Annotated in this window: 18 protein-coding genes; 13 read left to right on the plus strand and 5 right to left on the minus strand. The window is 73.3% G+C overall.

All coding sequences use genetic code 11. The features are described 5' to 3' along the window. The first annotated feature begins 37 nt into the window (after nt 1–37). From ABD284_RS23560 to ABD284_RS23580, 5 genes are all read left to right on the plus strand, one after another. Complete coding sequence (locus tag ABD284_RS23560; protein ID WP_344147823.1) at nt 38–826, plus strand: IclR family transcriptional regulator; 789 nt, start codon at nt 38–40, stop codon at nt 824–826. Nucleotides 827–1,009: 183 nt separating this feature from the next. Next, nucleotides 1,010–2,041, plus strand: coding sequence for a zinc-dependent alcohol dehydrogenase (locus ABD284_RS23565; protein WP_344147826.1), 1,032 nt, complete (start codon nt 1,010–1,012; stop codon nt 2,039–2,041). A gap of 2 nt (nt 2,042–2,043) precedes the next feature. Then, nucleotides 2,044–3,216 (plus strand): L-rhamnonate dehydratase, encoded by a 1,173-nt coding sequence (gene rhmD, locus ABD284_RS23570; protein ID WP_344147829.1) that lies wholly within the window; start codon nt 2,044–2,046, stop codon nt 3,214–3,216. 20 nt (nt 3,217–3,236) lie between these two features. After that, nucleotides 3,237–4,085, plus strand: coding sequence for a fumarylacetoacetate hydrolase family protein (locus tag ABD284_RS23575; protein WP_344147832.1), 849 nt, complete (start codon nt 3,237–3,239; stop codon nt 4,083–4,085). 166 nt (nt 4,086–4,251) lie between these two features. Next, complete coding sequence (locus ABD284_RS23580) at nt 4,252–5,589, plus strand: GntP family permease (protein ID WP_344147835.1); 1,338 nt, start codon at nt 4,252–4,254, stop codon at nt 5,587–5,589. A 161-nt stretch (nt 5,590–5,750) separates the two neighbouring features. On the opposite strand, the gene ABD284_RS23585 is transcribed toward ABD284_RS23580, so the two are convergent. Then, on the minus strand, nt 5,751–6,668 hold the full coding sequence (locus ABD284_RS23585; RefSeq protein WP_344147838.1) for a methionyl-tRNA formyltransferase: 918 nt from the start codon (nt 6,666–6,668) through the stop codon (nt 5,751–5,753). 340 nt (nt 6,669–7,008) lie between these two features. Here ABD284_RS23585 and ABD284_RS23590 point away from each other — a divergent pair, with 340 nt between their 5' ends. Beyond that, nucleotides 7,009–8,040, plus strand: a complete 1,032-nt coding sequence (locus ABD284_RS23590; protein ID WP_344147841.1) for a methyltransferase — start codon at nt 7,009–7,011, stop codon at nt 8,038–8,040. 52 nt (nt 8,041–8,092) lie between these two features. Here ABD284_RS23590 and ABD284_RS23595 read toward each other — a convergent pair whose 3' ends face one another. Continuing rightward, the gene (locus tag ABD284_RS23595; protein WP_344147844.1) at nt 8,093–8,713 is read right to left on the minus strand and encodes a CGNR zinc finger domain-containing protein; all 621 of its coding nucleotides are present in this window, start codon (nt 8,711–8,713) and stop codon (nt 8,093–8,095) included. A gap of 138 nt (nt 8,714–8,851) precedes the next feature. Between ABD284_RS23595 and ABD284_RS23600 the strand changes: the two genes are divergently transcribed. The 5 genes from ABD284_RS23600 to ABD284_RS23615 all read left to right on the plus strand — a co-directional run bounded on the left by ABD284_RS23600 (nt 8,852) and on the right by ABD284_RS23615 (nt 12,725). After that, nucleotides 8,852–9,556 (plus strand): haloacid dehalogenase type II, encoded by a 705-nt coding sequence (locus tag ABD284_RS23600; protein ID WP_344147847.1) that lies wholly within the window; start codon nt 8,852–8,854, stop codon nt 9,554–9,556. A gap of 3 nt (nt 9,557–9,559) precedes the next feature. Then, nucleotides 9,560–9,979 carry a DUF1905 domain-containing protein gene (locus tag ABD284_RS25855; protein WP_386699016.1) on the plus strand — a complete coding sequence of 140 codons (420 nt, stop codon included), beginning with the start codon at nt 9,560–9,562 and terminating at the stop codon, nt 9,977–9,979. Next, nucleotides 9,976–10,446 (plus strand): hemerythrin domain-containing protein, encoded by a 471-nt coding sequence (locus tag ABD284_RS23605; RefSeq protein WP_344147850.1) that lies wholly within the window; start codon nt 9,976–9,978, stop codon nt 10,444–10,446. Before ABD284_RS25855 ends, ABD284_RS23605 begins: the two co-directional genes overlap by 4 nt. Before the next feature lie 441 nt (nt 10,447–10,887). Next, entirely contained in the window at nt 10,888–11,226 is a 339-nt protein-coding gene (locus ABD284_RS23610; RefSeq protein WP_344147853.1) for a hypothetical protein, read from the plus strand. After that, nucleotides 11,214–12,725 carry a sodium:solute symporter family protein gene (locus ABD284_RS23615; protein ID WP_344147856.1) on the plus strand — a complete coding sequence of 504 codons (1,512 nt, stop codon included), beginning with the start codon at nt 11,214–11,216 and terminating at the stop codon, nt 12,723–12,725. The genes ABD284_RS23610 and ABD284_RS23615 overlap by 13 nt, the downstream gene beginning before the upstream one ends. 122 nt (nt 12,726–12,847) lie before the next feature. On the opposite strand, the gene ABD284_RS23620 is transcribed toward ABD284_RS23615, so the two are convergent. Together ABD284_RS23620 and ABD284_RS23625 are read right to left on the minus strand one after the other, a co-directional pair. After that, nucleotides 12,848–13,657: an SDR family NAD(P)-dependent oxidoreductase gene (locus ABD284_RS23620; RefSeq protein ID WP_344147858.1), complete on the minus strand. Its 810-nt coding sequence runs from the start codon at nt 13,655–13,657 to the stop codon at nt 12,848–12,850. Next, nucleotides 13,654–14,313, minus strand: coding sequence for a TetR/AcrR family transcriptional regulator (locus ABD284_RS23625; RefSeq protein ID WP_344147860.1), 660 nt, complete (start codon nt 14,311–14,313; stop codon nt 13,654–13,656). The genes ABD284_RS23620 and ABD284_RS23625 overlap by 4 nt, the downstream gene beginning before the upstream one ends. Nucleotides 14,314–14,522: 209 nt before the next feature. Between ABD284_RS23625 and ABD284_RS23630 the strand changes: the two genes are divergently transcribed. Both ABD284_RS23630 and ABD284_RS23635 read left to right on the plus strand, forming a co-directional pair. Continuing rightward, a complete protein-coding gene (locus ABD284_RS23630; protein WP_344147863.1) occupies nt 14,523–15,467 on the plus strand; it encodes a nitroreductase/quinone reductase family protein in 945 nt (314 codons plus the stop codon). A 388-nt stretch (nt 15,468–15,855) separates the two neighbouring features. Beyond that, a complete protein-coding gene (locus tag ABD284_RS23635) occupies nt 15,856–16,812 on the plus strand; it encodes an NAD(P)-dependent alcohol dehydrogenase (protein ID WP_344147866.1) in 957 nt (318 codons plus the stop codon). A 202-nt stretch (nt 16,813–17,014) separates the two neighbouring features. Here ABD284_RS23635 and ABD284_RS23640 read toward each other — a convergent pair whose 3' ends face one another. Then, nucleotides 17,015–18,325, minus strand: a complete 1,311-nt coding sequence (locus ABD284_RS23640; protein ID WP_344147869.1) for a sensor histidine kinase — start codon at nt 18,323–18,325, stop codon at nt 17,015–17,017. Nucleotides 18,326–18,488: the final 163 nt, after the last annotated feature.

Raw genomic sequence — 18,488 nt, forward strand, 5'->3', positions numbered from 1 at the left:
TGGGGCGACGGCGCTCGCACGGGAGAGGGGGTCGACGGTGACCGCAGCGGAGCATCCGGCGAAGAAGGTCAAGTCCGCCGGCAGGGCGCTGGAGATCGTCGACTTCGTCGCCGAGCGGGGAAGCGTGACCTTCCAGGACGTCGTCGACTCCGGGCTGCCCAAGTCGAGCGCGCACGGCCTGCTGGCCACCCTGGTGGAGTCGGGGTGGCTGGAGCGCTCGGCGCAGACGCGCCGCTACCGGCTCGGGCTGCGCGCGTGGCAGGTGGGCCACGCCTACCAGGGCCACCAGGTCCTGCTGGAGGCCTCGCAGGAGGTCATGGACGACGTGGTCGCGCGCGTCGGCGAGACGGTGCAGCTGGCCCGCCTCGAAGGCATCGAGAACGTCTACATCGGCATCCGCCTCTCGCCCAAGCCCATGCGCATGGCGTCCAGCGTGGGCATGCGGCTGCACGCGCACGCCACCGGTATCGGCAAGGCGCTGCTGAGCACGCTCGACCCCGGCGAGGCCCGGCGGCGGCTCGAAGCGGTGGCGCTGCCGCGCCTGACGCGCAACACGGTCACCGACGTCGACGAGCTCATGCGCGTCATCGGCCGCAGCCGCGAGCTCGGGTACGCGGTGGACGACGAGGAGTTCATCGAGGACTGCCGGTGCGTCGCTGTTCCGGTGGCCACCGAGGCCGAGACCGGGGTGTGCGCGGCGATGAGCGTCACGATGCCGACATCGCGCACGGACGGCCGGTGGCCGCACTCGATGTACTCGGTGCTGCGCGAGGGCGCGAACCGTATCCGCAGCGCAATGGGGTTGTCCGGCTCGCTGTCGCCCTGACCTCGCGTCCGCTTGTGTGACGTGGGACTCCGCTTGTGTGACGTGGGACAAGGTGTCATACTCCCGCATCTTCAGAAGTAAGAACTCTGTTTCATGAATGTGAACCAGAGGGGATGCGAGGGGGATGCACATGACAGGCCCACGTGCCGCCGCGACCGGGACGGCCCCCGCGGAGGGGAGCCGATGAGGGCGCTCCGGCTCGCCGACATCGGGCGCATGGAGGTCGCCGACCTGCCCGAGCCGCAGCCCGGCCCCGGCGAGGTGCTCATCAGTATCGCCGCGACCGGAGTCTGCGGCTCCGACCTGCACGGATTCACCGGCGAGAACGGTCGGCGCGTCCCCGGCCAGGTTATGGGACACGAGTCCGCCGGCACCGTCGCCGCGCTGGGCGCGGGAGTGGACGGCCTGGGCGTCGGAGAGCCCGTGACCTTCAACCCGGTCGTGGTGGCCGATGAGGACGTCGAGGCCTATGCGGGCCGCGAGCAGCTGTCCCCGAACAAGCGGGTGATCGGCGTGACCCCGGATATCGTCGCCTCGTTCGCACAGCGCATCGCCGTACCGGCCCGCAACGTCGTGCCGCTGCCGGCCGCGATGCCCATCGAGCTGGGCGCCCTGGTCGAACCGCTGGCCGTGGCGGTCCACGCCGTGCGCAACGCGGGCGTGCGGCCCGGCGACGCGGTGCTGGTCCTGGGCGGCGGGCCGATCGGCCAGTCGGTCGTGCTCGCCCTGCAGATGGCGGGCGTCGAGCGGATCGCGGCCACCGAGGTCGTGCCGTCGCGGCGCGCGCTGCTGGCAGAGCTCGGCGTGACCGCCGTCGACGCGGCCGCCGACGGCGCCGACGAGGCGGTGGCGCAGGCGCTGGGCGGGCCCGCCGACCGCGCGATCGACGCCGTGGGCATCGAGTCCACCCTGCGCTCGGCGCTGCGCGCCACCCGGATCGGCGGCACCGTGTGCCTGGTGGGGATGGGCGCGCCCACGCTGCAGCTGGACGCCTTCCTCATCAGCACACAGGAGCGCGCCCTCGTCGGCTCCTTCACCTACACCGCCCGGGACTTCGCCGACGCCGCCGCCTGGATCGGCACCGCTCCCCAGCTGGCCTCGGCGCTGATCTCACGGCAGGTGCCGCTCGCGCAGGGCCCCGAGGTGTTCGCCGCGCTCGCCGCCGGCGACGACACCCCCGGCAAGGTCCTCATCAGACTCGACGAGGAGCAGTGACGATGGAGCGGACGATCGCGCAGGTCCGTGCGTACACCGTGCGCGGCGGAGGAGCCGACTACCACGACCGGTCCGGCTACCACTGGATCGACGACCACATCGCCACCCCGATGTCGGTCTACCCCGAGTACCGGCGGTCGCGGCAGAGCTTCGGACTCAACGTGCTGGGCACGCTCGTCGTGGAGATCGAGGCCGACGACGGCACCACGGGCTTCGCGGTGACGACGGCGGGGGAGATCGGCGCCTGGATCGTCGAGAAGCACCTGTCCCGCTTCCTCGAAGGGCGCCCGGTCACCGACATCGAGCGCATCTGGGACCAGATGTACCGGTCGACGCTCTTCTACGGGCGGCGCGGTGTGGTTCTTAACGCCATCAGCGGCGTCGACCTGGCGCTGTACGACCTGCTGGGACGGCTCCGCGGCGAGCCCGTGCACGCGCTGCTGGGCGGCCCGGTGCGCGACGAGCTGGTGTTCTACGCCACGGGCAGCCGCCCCGACGCCGCCCGGGAGCTGGGCTTCATCGGCGGCAAGATGCCGCTGCACCACGGTCCCGCCGAAGGCGAGGTGGGCATGCGCCGCAACCTCGCCGAGCTCGCCGACATGCGCGAGCGGGTCGGCGAGGACTTCTGGCTGATGTGGGACTGCTGGATGTCCCTCGACGTCGACTACGCGACCCGGCTGGCCCAGCGGGCCGCCGACTACGGCCTGAAGTGGATCGAGGAAGCGCTCATCCCCGACGACTACTGGGGTTACGCGCAGCTCAAGCGGCAGGTGCCGACCGGGATGCTGGTGACCGCCGGCGAACACGAGGCGACGCGCTGGGGGTTCCGGCAGCTCCTGGAGACCGGCGTCGACATCGTCCAGCCCGACGTGGGCTGGTGCGGCGGCATCACCGAACTGGTCAAGATCTCGGCGCTGGCCGACGCCCACGGAGCGCTCGTGGTCCCGCACGGGTCGTCGGTGTACTCCTACCACTTCGTCGTGACCCGCACGAACAGCCCGTTCGCGGAGTTCCTGATGATGCACGAGACCGCCGAGGAGGTCGTGCCGATGTTCTCGCCGCTGCTCCTCGGCGAGCCGGTACCCGAGAACGGCCGGCTGCGCGTGCCCGACCGACCGGGATTCGGCGTCGAGCTCAACCCCGAGGTCGAGCGGATCCGCCCCTTCACCCACTAGGAGATTCGATCGTGCGTTTCATGAGACTCGGAGACGTCGGCCGGGAAATCCCCGTCGCCGTCGACGGCGACGGCCGCAGGCTCGACCTGCGCCCCGTGACCGGCGACATCGACGGCGGCTTCCTCCTCGGCGGCCTCGCGCGGGCGCGCGCGGCCGTCGAGGAGGGCCGGCTGGAGCCGCTCGCCGGCGCCGAGGGCCTGCGCGTGGGCGCCCCGATCGCCCGGCCCACCGCCGTCCTGTGCATCGGGCAGAACTACGCGGCGCACGCCGCGGAGTCGGGCAGCGCGCCCCCGGAGGTGCCGATCCTCTTCTTCAAGCACCCCAACACGGTCGTGGGGCCCTACGACGACGTGGCGGTCCCGCCCGCCGCCGAGGCGGTGGACTGGGAGGTCGAGCTCGGCGTCGTCATCGGGCGCAGGGCCCGCTACCTGCGGTCGGCCGAGGACGCCCTCGACCACGTCGCCGGCTACGTCACCAGCAACGACGTCTCCGAGCGCGACTACCAGATCCAGCACTCCGGCGGCCAGTGGTCCAAGGGCAAGTGCGCCGAGACCTTCAATCCGGTCGGGCCCGAGCTGGTCACCGCGGACGAGGTCGACCCGCAGGCGCTGCGCGTCTGGTCGAAGGTGAACGGCGAGCCCCGGCAGGACTCCACGACCTCCGACATGATCTTCACCGTCGCCGAGATCGTCCGCCACCTGTCCCACTACGTGGTGCTGGAGCCCGGCGACCTCGTCAACACCGGCACGCCGCAGGGCGTCGCCCTCTCGAAGCGGTTCCCCTACCTGGGCGTCGGCGACGTCATGGAGATCGGGATCGACGGCCTCGGCGCGGCCCAGCGCCAGCGCCTGGTCGCCGCACAGCCCTGACCCCCCGCACGAAGCGGGGCCCGCGCGGCCGGGCCCCTCGGCGCCCTCGCGATCGGCTCGTCGACCGAGCCGGTCGGCCCGAGCGGCCCGGCCGCCTACACAAGGCCCGGAAGAAAGGAAAACCAGTGGCCGACGCATCAATCCGGCCGGAGCGGTGGTCGTGCACATGATCGACCTTCTCTGGCTCCTGCTCAGCATCCTGGTGATCGTCCTCCTGATCATCAAGCTCCGACTGCACCCGGCGGTCTCGCTGGTGATCGGCACCCTCATGCTCGGGCTGCTCACCCGCATCCCCCTTCCCGACCTCGCCGGCGCGGCCGCCGGCGGATTCGGCGAGCTCATGGCCGGCATCGGCCTGTCCGTCGGGTTCGGCATCATCCTCGGCCAGCTGCTGTCCGACTCCGGCGGCGCGCGCGTGATCGCCCGGACCCTGGTGAACGCGACCTCCGAGCGCTTCGCCATGTACGGCCTGGCGGGCGCCGCGTTCGTGCTCTCCATCCCCGTCTTCTATGACGTCACCTTCGTCATCCTGGTGCCGCTGGCCGTGGCCATCGCCCGCGAGGCGGGCAAGCCCATGCCGCTGGCCGTGGGGGCGGTGGCACTGGGCGCCGGAACGGCCCACACGCTGGTGCCGCCGACGCCGAACCCGCTGGCGGCGGGCGAGATCATGGACTTCGACGTGGGCATCATGCTCCTCGTCGGCGGTATCGGCGCGCTCGTCGCGGTGATCCTGGCCGTGGCCGCCTACTCGGCGATCCTGCCGCGCATCTGGCGGCCGAAGTGGGACGAGGAGGGGGAGCCCGCCTTCGTCGAGCACGAGGCCGACCCCGACCGGCGCGAGCCCGGGTTCCTCCTCTCCCTGCTGCCGCTGTTCACACCGATCCTGCTGATCCTCCTCGGCACGGTGTGGAGCGCCGCGGCGGGCGACCTGCCCGGGTGGTTGGCCTTCGCCACCGACAAGACGGTCGCGCTGCTGCTCGGCGTCCTCGTGGCCTACGCCGTGGCCTCGCGCAACATGAGCAGGCACGACATGGACCGCTCGGCCGCCACCGCGGTGCAGAGCGCGGGAATCGTCCTGCTCATCACCGGTGCCGGCGGGGCCTTCGGCGCGATCATCGAAAAGGCGGGCATCGGGGACCTGATCGCCGACTCCGTGTCGGCGGTCGGCGGCAACTTCCTCGTCGCGCTGCTCGCCTGCTACCTCGTGGGCATGGCCTTCCGGCTGGCGGTCGGATCGGGCACGGTCGCCTCGATCACGACGATGACCATCATGAGCTCACTGGGGCCGACGGTCGGCGTCCACCCCGTGTGGGTCGCCATGGCGTGCCTGGCCGGTGCGCTGAGCCTGGGCCACATCAACGACAGCGGGTTCTGGGTGACCGCCAGGCTCCCGGGCTTCTCGGTTTCGGGCGGGCTGAAGACCTACACCCTGGCGCAGTTCCTGGCGTCGGTGTTCGCCCTGGTCTTCGCGCTCCTGGGTGCCGCTCTCGTGCCGATGGGCTGACGCGCCGCGGCAGGGGCCGGGGCCGGCCGATCGGGCCTTCGATCGGCCGGCCCGGCCCGCGGCCGTGCGCGCCCGGCCCCGGGCCCTGCGCGGCGGGCCGGGGCTCGGGGGCCGTCCCGCGTACGCCCGGCGGCAGGGCGGAGCGCGGGGGAGGCGCGCCCCTAGCGGAAGCGGAACCCGCTGGAGAGGCCGACGTGGGCGGCCCATTCACCGGCGGGGAGCTTGCCTCTGCGGGTGTGGCGCACCCGCCCGACGCGCAGCACGCCGCCGTTGAGCCGGACCGAGAAGCCGTCGTCGTCGACGTCGAGGACATGGCCGGGCATGCCGGGGCGCTGTTCTCCGGTGAAGCGGCAGTCGAGGAACCGCAGCTTCTCCCCGTCGAAGCGGGTCCACGCGCCCGGCTGCGGGTCGCAGCCCCGCACCAGGTCGTAGACGGTCTGGGCGGGGCGGTGCCAGTGGATCTCGGCGTGCTCGTCGCGGCACGCGGGCTCGAACGTGGCGCCGGCGTGGTCCTGCTCGATGCGCGGTGCGTCGCCGGCCGCCACCAGCGACACCGCCTCGGACATGGCGTCCACCCCCAGAGGGAAGAGGCGGTCGAAGTAGAGGCTGCCGACGGTGTCGTCGGGCCCGATCTCGCACCGCTTCTGCAGCAGGACCGGACCGGTGTCGATGCCGTCGTCCGGCCAGAACACGCTCAGGCCGGTCTCCTTCTCCCCGTTGATGACAGCCCAGTTGATCGCCGACTTGCCGCGGTGCAGCGGCAGCAGGCTGGGGTGGTACTGCGCCGTTCCGTGCTCGGGCTGGGTGAACACGTCCTCGGGCAGAAGCTCGGTGACGAACGCCATGAGGCAGAAGTCGGCCTCGAACTCCTTCCACTTCACGAGGCCGCCGGGCTCCTTGAGGCTGCTGGTCGGCACCCGCGGGACGCCCGCCGCCGCGCTCGCGGTCCACAGGGGGTCCTCCCGGCCGCCGCCGGCCGGCTCCGGTGCCGCGACGCAGGCGACGGTCACGCCGTCCTCCTGCAGCCGCCGGAGCACCGCTTCTCCGAAGGCCGCCTGCCCGATGATGGCAACACGCATATATCACTCCCGGCCGAGATGGACGTGGATCCCCCCGTATGAGCCTTTCGGCAAGGTACCGGATGGCTTCGGACCCGCTGCGACCCGCCCGCGGCCGGGAGGTCCGGGTTCTCGGGCCGGTTCGCGTCCCCGCCGGTCAGAGCGCAGGAGGGGGCAGGTCGGGCGCCGGGCTCAGGTCAGCAGGTCCTCGGCGGCCTCCTGCGGCACGGTCCGCCGGGACCCGACCGCGTCCGCGGTGCACCCGCCGGAACCGCGCGCTCCACGGCCGCAAGCGGCCCCGGCACAGGCGCGGCGGCGCCGGCTCTGGCACCGGCCGTCCGGGCGCGGCTAGGCTCATCCGATGGCGAACGGAGATGAAGCCGCCGATCAGCGGCGGGCGGTCATGCGGTTGATGCTCGGGTACATGGCATCCCACGCGCTGGGGGCGGCGGCGCGGACCGGCCTGGTCGACCTGATCGGCGACGGTCGGCGGTCGGCGGAGGACCTGGCGGGCGACTTGGGGCTGCCGCAGCAGTCGGCGAGCCGGCTGATGCGCGCACTCGCGGCGCTGGGCCTGCTGACCGAGGAGGAGCCCGGGCGGTTCGGCGTCTCCGGCACGGGCGCGCTGCTGCGTAGCGACCACCCCGACTCGGTGCGCGGCATGGTCCGGATGTTCACCGACCCGGCGATGATGCGCGCCTGGGAGGGGATCGACGAGAGCCTGCGTACCGGCGAGACCTCGTTCGACCGCATGTTCGGCACCGACTTCTTCAGCCACCTGGGCACCGACCCGGAGTTGTCCGCACTGTTCAACACGGCGATGAGCCAGGGCACCCGGAGCGTGGCCGATGCGCTGCCCGCCCGCTACGAATTCGCCTCCGCCGCCGCCGTCATGGACATCGGCGGCGGGGACGGAACGCTGATCGCCGCCGTGCTGGGCGCCAACCCCGGCATGCGCGGCACCGTGTTCGACACGGCCGAAGGCGCGGCGCAGGCGCCGGAGCGCCTGGAGGAGGCCGGCGTCGCCGACCGCTGCACCGTCGCCGCCGGCGACTTCTTCGAGGGCGTCCCCGCCGGCGCCGACGTCTACCTGCTCAAGAGCATCGTGCACGACTGGGACGACCGGCGGGCGGCGACGATCCTGTCCCACGTCCGCGCGGTGGTCCCGGACCACGGCCGGCTGCTCATCGTGGAGCCCGTGCTGCCCGCCACCGTCCCGCCCGAGGGGTTCTCCGGCCTGTACCTGACCGACCTGAACATGCTGGTCAACGTGGGCGGCCGCGAGCGCACGCGAGACGACTTCGACGCCCTCTGCGCCGCATCGGGCTTCGCCGTGTCCGACGTCGTCCCGCTGGCCGCGGGGTTCAGCGCCATCGAGGCGGTCCCGGTCTGAGGCGCCTCGACCGGCGACGTACCGGGCGGACCGGCGGTCGCCTGTCGGCGGGTCATCCGGTGTCGGGGCGGCGATGGTCCGCGGCGGCTCGGCGGGCGCGGTGGTTGGCGACGTTGACCCGGTTGCCGCACAGGCCGGGCATGCAGTAGCGGCGGCGGCCGGGCCGGGTGGTGTCGATGAACACGCCGCGGCAGGTGGGTGCGCCGCACGGGCGGAACCGCTGCTCGCCGAGGGTGTGCACGGCGCCGAGGATCCCGACGCCGCAGACCAGCGACAGGGCGTCGGCCACGGTCGCGCCGTCGCGGAGCGGGGCCGCCCAGCGCGTGCGGCTCCGGTGCGCGGGGTCGGCGACCAAAGTGGCGCCCCGGGCGGGCCGGGTGAGCGCGGTGGCGCCGGCGACGAGGCGGCCGCGGTCGGGGTGGTCGATCAGGTCCCGCACGTTGGCCCGGAGCGCGTGGACCGCACGGAGGTCGGCGGCGCCGACGCGGCAGGCCAGGTCGGACAGCGTGCCGGGGGCCCCGTCCTCGGACCGGTCGCCGTGCAGGTCGGCGAACGCGGCGAGGGCGGCCGCGTCGGGCAGCCGGTCCTCGCCCCGCCACACCTCGGCGGAGGTGTTGACCAGTTCGGTCGCGACCCCGGCCGCCCACACGTAGTCGTCCAAGGCAACTTGCATCGGCTGGGAGCCTCCCACTAGGTTCTTTTAAAAGCCACTTTAGTCCTTACAGCGACGCGGTTCGACCCCGCCCCGGCCATGCGGGCGGAGAAGGGCGGCCGCGGCCCGCGCCCACCGCTTCTTTCGGGGAGACCGCCCATGCCGGTGCCGGACATCGATGCCCTCGTCTTCGACGTGCTCGGCACACTCGTCGACGAACCCGCCGGGCTCCGCGCGGGCATCCGCGGACTCGACCCCTCGCTCGACGGCTCCGGAGCCGAGCGCCTGCTGTCACTGTGGCAGGGGCACATCGAGCGCGAGCAGCGCCGCATCCGGGACGGCGCCCGCCCCTACGCCGCCGGCGACGCCCTCGACCGCGAAGCCGCCCGAATCGTCGCCGACGCCGCCGGAGTCGGCGACCCGGCCGCCGTGGCGGCGCTGGCCCTGGCCGGCCGCCGGCTCCCGCCGTGGCCCGACGCCGCGGCGGGGCTCGCCCGGCTCGCCGAACGGTTCCCGCTGATCGGACTCTCCAACGCGAGCCGGACGGCCCTGCTGGAACTCGACGCCCACGCCGGGCTGCGCTGGCACCAGGCCCTGTCCGCCGAAGACGCCCGGGCCTACAAGCCGGACCCGGCGGTCTACCGGCTGGCCGTCACCGTGTCCGGGCGGCCGCCGGAGCGGCTGATGATGGTCGCCGCCCACGCCTGGGACCTGCGCGGTGCCCAGGCGCTGGGCCTGCGCACCGCCTACGTCGCCCGCCCCGTCGGCGACCCGCCCGCCTCAGCGGACCGCTTCGACCTGCACGCCGAGGGCCTGGCGGACCTGGCCGACCAGCTCGACGGGCTCCGGGGCCGATCCCGCTAGTCAGTGCAGGGGGTCCTCGACGGCCGGGCGTTCCAGGGCTCGTTCACGGCCGCGTGCGAGGGCAGCCACACGCTTCCCGTGCGCGCCGAGCCGCGCCAGGCCATCGCCGCGAACCCGGGCGAGGCGGTCACGGCCAAGCTGGTCGAGCGCCCGGCCCGGCGCGCCGGGGCGCCGCTCCGGTCCCGCCGGTGCGGCGAGGCGGGGCGGGCCGCGTCGGGGGTGGCGCGGGCCGTAGGCGCGGGCGTGCGGCCCGGTCGGCGGGACCCGGCGCCCCGTCATGGACCCGTCCGCGCTCGGAGCGCGGCCGCTGCTATGCTCCCGGCAGCGTCGCGTGCCGGTGGCAGGCAGTGCCAGGCATGGAGGCGCCGGACCGAAGGAGTCGCGACGCATGCCGAGTCGCCGCCCTTCGCCCCGCTCCTGTGAGTGAGGGCGAGAAGACCAGGCTTGTCGCCTGGAGCCGTGAACTGCGTTCCGTCCACGAACGGCTGCGCGAGGCGCTGCGTGTGACGCGGGAGGCACTGGCCGAGGGCGGCTCCGCCGAACCCGCGGCCCGCGACCTGCTGCTCTTCTGCCACGGGTTCTGCAGCGCCCTGACCGGTCACCACGCGGGCGAGGACCGCGAGCTGTTCCCGGCGATCGCCGCCCGGCACCCCGGGCTGCGCCCGACCCTGCGCCGGCTGGAGCAGGACCACTCGATGATCGCGCACCTGCTCGCGGGGCTGCGGGAGGCCGTCGACCGGTCGGCGCCCCCGGCGGAGCTGGACCGCCATCTTGAGGGGATCGCCGCGATCATGGAGTCCCATTTCCGTTACGAGGAGCGGCGGCTTTCGGAGGTGCTGGAGACGCTCGCGCTGGACGCCGACCCGAGCCGCGTACTGGGACCGCTGTGAGCCGAGCCGGGCCCGCGCCGACCGGGCAGGTCCGCCGGCGCCGCCGTCGGCGCGCCCGCTCCGCGTTTCCACCCCCGAACGGGGCACGCGGTCCTTTTCCAGCGCGTCACGGTTGTTCGACGCATCCTTGACGTAACCAGTCGGTAACCCACATTATTCGTCGACACCGTGAATATCGTCTTTGCCGCGGGTCCCGTGCCGATGCGCCGAGGCTCCGGCGCCGCCCGGGCGTGCGCGGCGCCCTACCCCCGGAACGCGCCCGAAGGCGCCGCCGCGCGTACCGGAGGCGGGCCCTGCAACGCCCTGCGGCCCGGGCCGCCGTCGCCGGTGGTCGTCACACTGGGTGACGACGGCCCTACGCCCCCGTCCCTTCGCCGGAACGGCCGCCGCGCACCGGAGCGCGCGGCGGCCGTTCCGCCGCAGCACAGAACAGGAGTGCGGATGTCTGCGACGAGCGGCGGTCGGCCGCCCGAGGAGGCCGGCCCAGGTCGGCGAGAGCCGATCCGCAGACCCTGGCCCTGGGTGGGGCTCGGCGTGATCGTCCTCGCCGGCGTCCCCTGGTACCTGCCGCCCGGCACCGTCGGCCCGGTCGTCCTGGGCCTGCCCCTGTGGGCGCTGGTCGCGGTGGCGTCGTCCGTGGCGGTCGCGGCCTACCTGAGCTGGATGCTCTCGCACCTGTGGAACGTCGTGGAGGACGTCGAGGAGTCCGCGGGTGAGCCCGTCGGTCCCGACACGCCCCTGGACGACGTCGAGGGGAAGGGACAGCGGTGGAGTCCCTGACCTTCAGCGGCGCGCCCGGGATCATCGTGCTGTGCGCCTATGCCGCGCTCATGCTCGGGATCGGCTTCTGGGCGGGGCGCCGCCGGCCCGACAAGAAGCACACCCTCAAGAGCTACTACCTCGCCGGCGGCAACCTCGGCGTGCTCGTGCTGTTCTTCACCCTCTACGCCACGCAGTACAGCGGGAACACGGTCATCGGCTACGCGCCCCAGGCCTACCGCGCAGGGTTCCCGTGGTGGCAGTCGGTGACGTTCTTCATGGTCATCACGGCCGGGTACATGCTGTTCGCGCCCCGCCTCTACGTCCTGGCGAAGAGGAAGTCGTTCGTCACCCCCACCGACTGGATCCGCCACCGGTTCGGCTCGCCCGCGGTGACCCTGCTGGCGACGCTGCTGATGCTGTGGGCGCTGGCGAACTACCTCCTGGAGCAGCTCGTCGCCATGGGCCACGCCATCGCCGGGCTGACGGGCGGCACGGTCCCCTACCAGGTCGCCGTCGCCCTGTTCGTGTGCGTCATGCTGCTGTACTCCTGGACCGGGGGCATGCGCGCCGTCGCGCTCACCGACGTCATGCAGGGCATCGCCCTGCTGCTGGGTGTGGCTCTCCTGCTGACCGGCGCCTTCTACCTCACCGGCGAGTCCCCGGCCGGAACGACGCGGTACCTGATCGAGAACGACCCGGAGTCCGTCTCCTCGCCGCCGCTGGAGGTCTCGGTCAACTGGATCTCGATGATCGTGATGGTGGGGCTGAGCATCTGCCTGTATCCGCATGCGATCCAGCGGATCTACGCGGCGCACAGCGAACGCGCCCTGAAGCGGTCCCTGCGGTTCCTCGTGTGGATGCCGCTCGTCACCGCGGGGGCCGTGTTCTGCGTCGGGATGGTGGGGATCCGCCTTTTCCCCGGCCTCTCCGACGGCGAGTCCGAGCAGCTGGTCGGGATGATCGCCAACGAGGTGGGGGCGATCAACACCGCCTTCTACGTCGCGATGGTCCTGCTGTTCGGCGGCATCGTCGCCGCGGTCGTCTCGACCGCCGACTCGGCGTTCCTCTCGCTGTCGTCGATCATCTCCAAGGACGTCTACGGCCGCTACGTGAACCCGCGCGCCGAGGAGCACCGCCAGGTCCGCCTCGGCAAGACCGTCGGCATCGCGGTCGTCTTCGTCCTGCTCCTGCTGGCGTGGAACCCGCCCACCACCCTGGTGAACATCTTCGTGCTGAAGATGGAGCTTCTGGTGCAGCTCGCTCCGTCCTTCATCCTCGGGATGTACTGGAAGCGGCTCACCGGGACCGCCGTCTTCTGGGGCATGGCGGTGGGTGTCGTCATCGCCGGCGGTATGACGTGGCTGCAGATCGAGAACGTGTACGGCGTTCACGGCGGGATCATCGGTCTGCTGGCCAACGTCGCGATCTGCGTCACCGGCTCCCTGGCGGCCCGACCGCAGGCCCCTCGCACGGACCGCCCGGAGGCCGAACACCCCCGGCAGCTGCACGAGGAGTGAGAACAGGGGTGCGGCGGCCCGCCCGCCCGCCACCGATGGGCGGCCTCCCGCGGCAGCCGGTCGCGGGGAGACATCCGCCCGCCCGGAGCGCCCCTGTCCGCGGAGCCGGGGCGGCCGGGCCATCAGAACGGCTGCCGTCTGCGGAAGGGGGCGGTGAGCAGGTGCGAGGCGGTGCGGGCGGGGGTCAGCCAGGTCAGCCGCCTGCCGTTGCGTCGGGCACGCAGGATCCGCGGGGCGAAGCCGCGGGCGACGTCCTCGGCCGAGTCGCCCAGGATGCCGGCCATCTGCCGGGTGGCGGCCGGAAGCTCGGTGGCCGGGCCGCCGAGGACCACCGGGGTGGGCATGATGCCCGGGCGGAGGAACCCGATCTGCACGCCGGTGCCCCGGTACTCCTTGGCCAGGGCGCGGAACGCGTAGCCGGCGGCTGACTTGCTGGCCCCGTAGACGCCGATACCGGCCATCGCCGGCTGGAGCCGGGAGCTTCCCAGGCCCTCGGTCAGCCAGATCCGGCCCCCGCCGGGCTGGGTGAGCATCCCCTGCAGGGCGCGTCGCGCCCCGGTCAGGGCGCCGGTGAGGTTGGTGCCGAGTACTGCGTCGACCTGCTCGGGGTCGAGGTCGTCGAGCCGGCGGTGCGCATGGCCGATCCCGGCGTTGTTGATCCAGTGGTCGACCCTTCCGAACCGGGCGACCGCCGCCTCCCAGAGGGCGTCGATCTCCGGTGCGCGCCTGACGTCGCAGCCGACGCCGAGAATCCGGGCTTCTCCGAGGGCGGAGGCGGCCTCCTCCGCTTTCTGCGCGCTGCGGCCGGAGAGCACGACGGCGGCACCGCGTGCGGCCAGCTCCCGGGCCAACGCTCGGCCCAGTCCCGAGGTCCCGCCGGTGATCACCACCACCGGAGCGGGCCGGGCGGCGGGGTTTCGCCGGTCGGTCATGCCGTCCTCCTCTGCGCCGAGTCGGGGCTCGGTGGGCCGGTGTGCGGGGGAGGGGCGCAGGCCAGCGGCCAGACCACGGCCTCGATGACGTGCCGCATGTAGTCGAGGGGCGCCGGCGCGCCGGTGATCAGCGAGCGCTGCAGAACCAGGGCGGGAAAGACCTCCGCCAGCAGGTCGAGGTCGTGGCGGGCCGAGATCTCGCCCCGGGCGGCGGCGCGGTCGAAGACCTCCCGCAGCCGGGCCCGCAAGGGCAGGACGAACCGCTCATGGAAGGCGGCCCGCAGGTCGGGATGGCGGTCCAGTGCTCCGGCCACGCCGATCGTGACCTTGAGGCTCATCCCGTCCTCGGCGCCGGCGGCGGCCAGGGCGGTTTCGTGCAGGTCGCCGCGCAGTGAGCCCGTGTCGGGGGGTTCGCCCGCGGCTTTCATGGTGTGGAAGGCGTCGGCCACCAGGTCGGCCTTGCTCGCCCAACGGCGGTACAGCGTGGCCTTCCCGGCGCCGGCCCGGACGGCGACCGCCTCGACCGTGAGCGCTTCGTAGCCGACCTCGGCGAGCAGCTCCAGGGCGGCCTGACGCAGTGCGGCCTCTCGTGCCGGGTCGGGCCTGCGCCCACCCGCCGAGCGGCCCGTCCGTCGTGTCGGCGGGTTCTGTGTCATGCGTTGCCCCATTTCGATACGATGTCGTTTTGAAACGCTACCGTTCCGGTTCGGGGATGTCCACCCGCGAGAGGGGTGCCCACGCGTGCTACGCCCCTCCGAGTCATCACTAGTTGCTCGGACAACTTTATTCGCCGAGCTCTTGTATTGTCCCTGTTTGAAAGGCATAGTGAAGTTGCTTGTCCGAGCAATAATACAGGGAGAGAGTTGTGACCGAGTTCAACGACCGCGTGATCGCGTCCTTCCGGTCGAACGGCGGACACGTCGGCGCGTGGGGATCCAGCCTCGTCCTCATCCACCACCGCGGGGCCCGCACGAAGACCGAACGGGTGAACCCCGCGATGTCCCTACGCGACGGCGACGACTGGCTGGTGGTCGGATCCGCGAAGGGGGCGCCGCGCGACCCGGCCTGGACGGTCAACCTCCGTGCCTTCCCTGAAGTCGAGATCGAGGCCGTGGTGGACGGCGCGGTCACCACGGTGCCGGTGCGAGCGACCGAGCTGACCGGCCCGGACCGCGAGGCCGCGTTCGCGCGCTTCGTCCAGGTCGCCCCCGCGTTCGAGCAGTACCAGGCCGCGGCGCCGCGCCCGCTCCCGGTGATCCGGTTCCGCCGCCGCGCGCTGCAGGACGCCGGCGGCGAGGCCGGGGCGTCGGCGGCCGGCACCGGTCCTGAGGACCCCGCCCGGGACATCGCCGTGCGCCGCCCGGACAGCGACCCGTCACTACCGCACTACGGCGCCGTCGGAGACACCTATACGGTCCTGCTGACCGGGGCCGACACCGGCGGCCGGTACGGACTGATGGACATGCACATCCCACCCGGCGGCGGCCCGCCACCGCACCGCCACGACTTCGAGGAGATGTTCCACGTCCTCGAAGGCGAGATCGAGATCACCTTCCGGGGCGAGACGACCACGGTGCGGGAGGGCGAGACGGTCAACATCCCCGCCCGCGCGCCGCACTTCTTCCGCAACGCCTCCGGTCGCAACGCCCGCATGCTGTGCGCGGTCACCCCGCCCGGCCTGGAGGACTATTTCAGCCGATGGGGCGAGCCGCTGTCCGGCCGCACAACGCCTCCGGACCCCGCGCAGACCGCCGAGCGGCTCCGGACCGCCGTCGAACTGGGCCCGGAGTACGCCATCGAGAACCTCTGAAGCCGTCGGCCGTCCGATCACCCGGCGACGAACCAGGAGTAGGCCATTCCGCTCGGCTGCTCACCCCCGACGACGCCGTCTTCTGACCGACCGCCACCTCGGCGCGATGAGCCGGGCCGGCTCCACCGAGCGGCAGCTCGTCAATGCGAACGCTCGCCCCGGACGAGTCCGCCGCGGCACTCGGCATGCCGCCGGACACGGCGAAGCGGATGCCGCCCGGCAGGTCGGCCCCGGCGCGGGGCCGACCTGCCGGCATGGTCGGCACGACTGCCGCAAGGGCGGCCTTTGCCGGGCACCTGCCCGATCGCGATCGCCCGGCTGCGCCCCGATTCCGGCCTCCCGGCGCTAAGCTGATACCCCTAGTTGCTGCGAGACGGGAGTCTCCCGCATGAAGGCCGTCAGCCAGGCACGGTACGGGACGGCCGACGTCGTCACCGTCGAAGACATCCCGGAACCGGTCCCGGCGGCCGACGAGATCCTGGTCCGGGTCCATGCCGCCTCGCTCAACGGATCCGACCGCGAGAACCTCGTCGGCCGGCCCTTCTATGCGCGCCTGGGCGGGCTGCGGCGCCCCCGCAACCCGGTGCCGGGCTCGGACGTCGCCGGCGTCGTGGCGGCGGTCGGGAGCGCGGTGACGGAGTTCGCGCCGGGCGAGGAGGTGTTCGGCGAACTGGCCGGCTACCGCGGCGGACTCGCGGAGTACGTCGCGACCCCGCCGCGGCTGCTGGCCCGCAAGCCTCCCCACCTGTCGTTCGCCGACGCGGCGGCGATCCCGCAGGCGGGGTGCATCGCGCTGCGGGCCACCCGCGGACTGCGGCCGGGGGAGCAGGTGCTGGTCAACGGCGCCGGAGGAGCCGGCGGGGCGTTCGTGGTCGGTCTCGCCAAGCACCTCGGTGCCGTGGTGACCGCCGTGGACCGTGCGGACAAGGCCGACCACCTGCTGCGCGTCGGAGCCGACACCACGATCGCCTTCGAGGACGAGGACTGGGCCGGCCACCGCGGCCGCTACGACCGCGTCGTGGACCTCGTGGCGCACCGCTCGCCCCACCGCGTGCACGCGGCGCTGCGCTCCGAGGGGACCTACCTCGTCGTCGGCGGGCACACCCGCGTCCTGCTCGCGACACTGGTCGCCGGGCCGCCGATCCGCTGGACCACGGGAAAACGGGTCAGGGTGCTGGTGGTGCCGCAGTCGCGCGCCGACCTGGAGACGGTCACCGCCCTGGTCGCCGACGGCGCCGTCGTCCCCGGCGCCGACCGCCTCTATGCCCTGGAGGAGGCGCCCGCCGCGTTCGCGCGGCTGGCCGCCGGGGACCACCGGGGAAAGATCGCCATCACCGTGGCCTGACCCGGGCGGGTGGCGCGTTGCCGCGAGGCCAAGGCCGCCCGCACTACCGCCCGCCGCCCGGCCCGTGCCCCGGCGCCCGTGCCCTCCGTCGGCGGGCTCGCCCCCGGACGGGGGTGTTGGGACGAGCACGCGGCTACCGCTGTCCTTGGTGGGAACCGCCGGGCGGACGGTGCCCCGCGTGGGCGGCGAACGGGGGCCGGCGTCAGCTCCATCCGCGGTCGAGCAGATAGACCAGCGCGAGAAGCACCACGATCGCCGCGATGGGCCAGACCGCTCCCGCCAGACCGCGGACCAGATCACGGCGCGAGCGGGCCTCTGCGCGGCGTGACCGCAGGGCGTCCGACGGCGGGGGCGGTGCCACCGGTTCCCGCAGCGGGAACCGCGCCTTGAGCGCGAACTCGCCATAGCGGGGTCCGGCCTCGAGGCTCCCGCCGACGAGGCGGACGCGCTCGTCCAGACCGATCAGACCGTAGCCGCTGTGGGATTCGGGCACGGCCGCCGGCAGTTCGCTGGTGACCGCGACGATCAGGTGGTCGGCGTCCCGGTGCAGTGTGACGCGGACGGGACGGCCCAGGGCGTGCTTGGCCGCGTTGGTGATGCCCTCCTGGACCACGCGGCGTGCGGCCCGCACCGTGCTGTCGGGCAGCGGAGGGTCCGGGGAGCCCTCGTCGGCGCGGTCGTCGAGGGTGACGTCCATGCCCGAGGCCGCCGCACGGCGGACGATCTCGGCCACGGGTGCGCCGGCCGGCTGCAGCAGCGCGGCCTCACCGTCGTCGCGCAGTATGCCGATGATCTCCCGCAGGTGGTCGGTCGCCTCGGCGGCGTCCCGGCGCAGGTCGGCCGCAGCTCGGCGCCCTTCGTCGCTGATGGCGGGGTCGAGCTGCAGCGCGGCCGCGCGCACGGCGAAGAGGCTGAGCTCGTGGCCGAGGGAGTCGTGCATGTCGGTCGCGATCCGGGCGCGCTCGCGCAGCCGCACCTGGTCGGCGACCCGCTCCTGCTCGCGCTCCAGCCGCTCGGCGAGGTCCCAGCCCGCCCGAAGGGCCTGCGCCTGGTGGCGTACGAGCTGGCCCACCGTCCACGGCAGCAGCGACAGCAGCAGTGCGGTGCCGCCGAGCTCGAACCAGTCCTGGGCCGCCAGGTCCGGCCACGTCAGCTGGGCCGCGGCGACGGCGGCGAGGTAGGCGCAGAGCAGGGCGAGGGCCCGCCTCCCGCCGGTCCGGCGGCCGAGCAGGTAGGCGAGGAGGATCCCGGCCACGGTCAGCTGGTCGCTGTAGAGGCTGCCGGCCGCGGCGACGGACAGCGCCGCCGGCGCCGCAGCGGCGGCCGCGGGCAGCCGACGCGCCGCCAGGACGGCCGCGAGGATCACGCAGGCGGCGGCGATCCGCAGCGCGGTGGGCTGAAGCCGGGAATCGGGTGGCAGGTCGGGCCCCAAAAGCACGGGCGGCAGCGCAACGGCGAGCGCCCCCGCGTCGAGCGCCCACCGGCTGCCGATCACCCTCTCGAACCGACGCACGCTCCGACCCTACGCCGCACCCCGTCCCGCGCCCTTAGTGACTGTTGGGTATGCGGGTAGCGGCGTTGGGTGACCAGTCATGCCGGATGCCCGAACATGACGCAGCCCCGGAATGATCGCGTGGTGTGTGCCAATGCAACGATTCCGGGGCCGCTGGTGCCCG

The organism is Streptomonospora arabica, from assembly GCF_039531585.1.
Lineage (GTDB): Bacteria > Actinomycetota > Actinomycetes > Streptosporangiales > Streptosporangiaceae > Streptomonospora > Streptomonospora halophila.

What these genes read in the sequence shown, in the direction of transcription:
- ABD284_RS23565 (WP_344147826.1), top strand. Translation starts at nt 1,010, where the DNA reads ATGAGGGCGCTCCGGCTCGCCGACATCGGGCGCATGGAGGTCGCCGAC.
- rhmD (WP_344147829.1), top strand. Translation starts at nt 2,044, where the DNA reads ATGGAGCGGACGATCGCGCAGGTCCGTGCGTACACCGTGCGCGGCGGA.
- ABD284_RS23575 (WP_344147832.1), top strand. Translation starts at nt 3,237, where the DNA reads ATGAGACTCGGAGACGTCGGCCGGGAAATCCCCGTCGCCGTCGACGGC.
- ABD284_RS23580 (WP_344147835.1), top strand. Translation starts at nt 4,252, where the DNA reads ATGATCGACCTTCTCTGGCTCCTGCTCAGCATCCTGGTGATCGTCCTC.
- ABD284_RS23585 (WP_344147838.1), bottom strand. Translation starts at nt 6,668, where the DNA reads ATGCGTGTTGCCATCATCGGGCAGGCGGCCTTCGGAGAAGCGGTGCTC.
- ABD284_RS23590 (WP_344147841.1), top strand. Translation starts at nt 7,009, where the DNA reads ATGGCGAACGGAGATGAAGCCGCCGATCAGCGGCGGGCGGTCATGCGG.
- ABD284_RS23595 (WP_344147844.1), bottom strand. Translation starts at nt 8,713, where the DNA reads ATGCAAGTTGCCTTGGACGACTACGTGTGGGCGGCCGGGGTCGCGACC.
- ABD284_RS23600 (WP_344147847.1), top strand. Translation starts at nt 8,852, where the DNA reads ATGCCGGTGCCGGACATCGATGCCCTCGTCTTCGACGTGCTCGGCACA.
- ABD284_RS23610 (WP_344147853.1), top strand. Translation starts at nt 10,888, where the DNA reads ATGTCTGCGACGAGCGGCGGTCGGCCGCCCGAGGAGGCCGGCCCAGGT.
- ABD284_RS23620 (WP_344147858.1), bottom strand. Translation starts at nt 13,657, where the DNA reads ATGACCGACCGGCGAAACCCCGCCGCCCGGCCCGCTCCGGTGGTGGTG.
- ABD284_RS23625 (WP_344147860.1), bottom strand. Translation starts at nt 14,313, where the DNA reads ATGACACAGAACCCGCCGACACGACGGACGGGCCGCTCGGCGGGTGGG.
- ABD284_RS23635 (WP_344147866.1), top strand. Translation starts at nt 15,856, where the DNA reads ATGAAGGCCGTCAGCCAGGCACGGTACGGGACGGCCGACGTCGTCACC.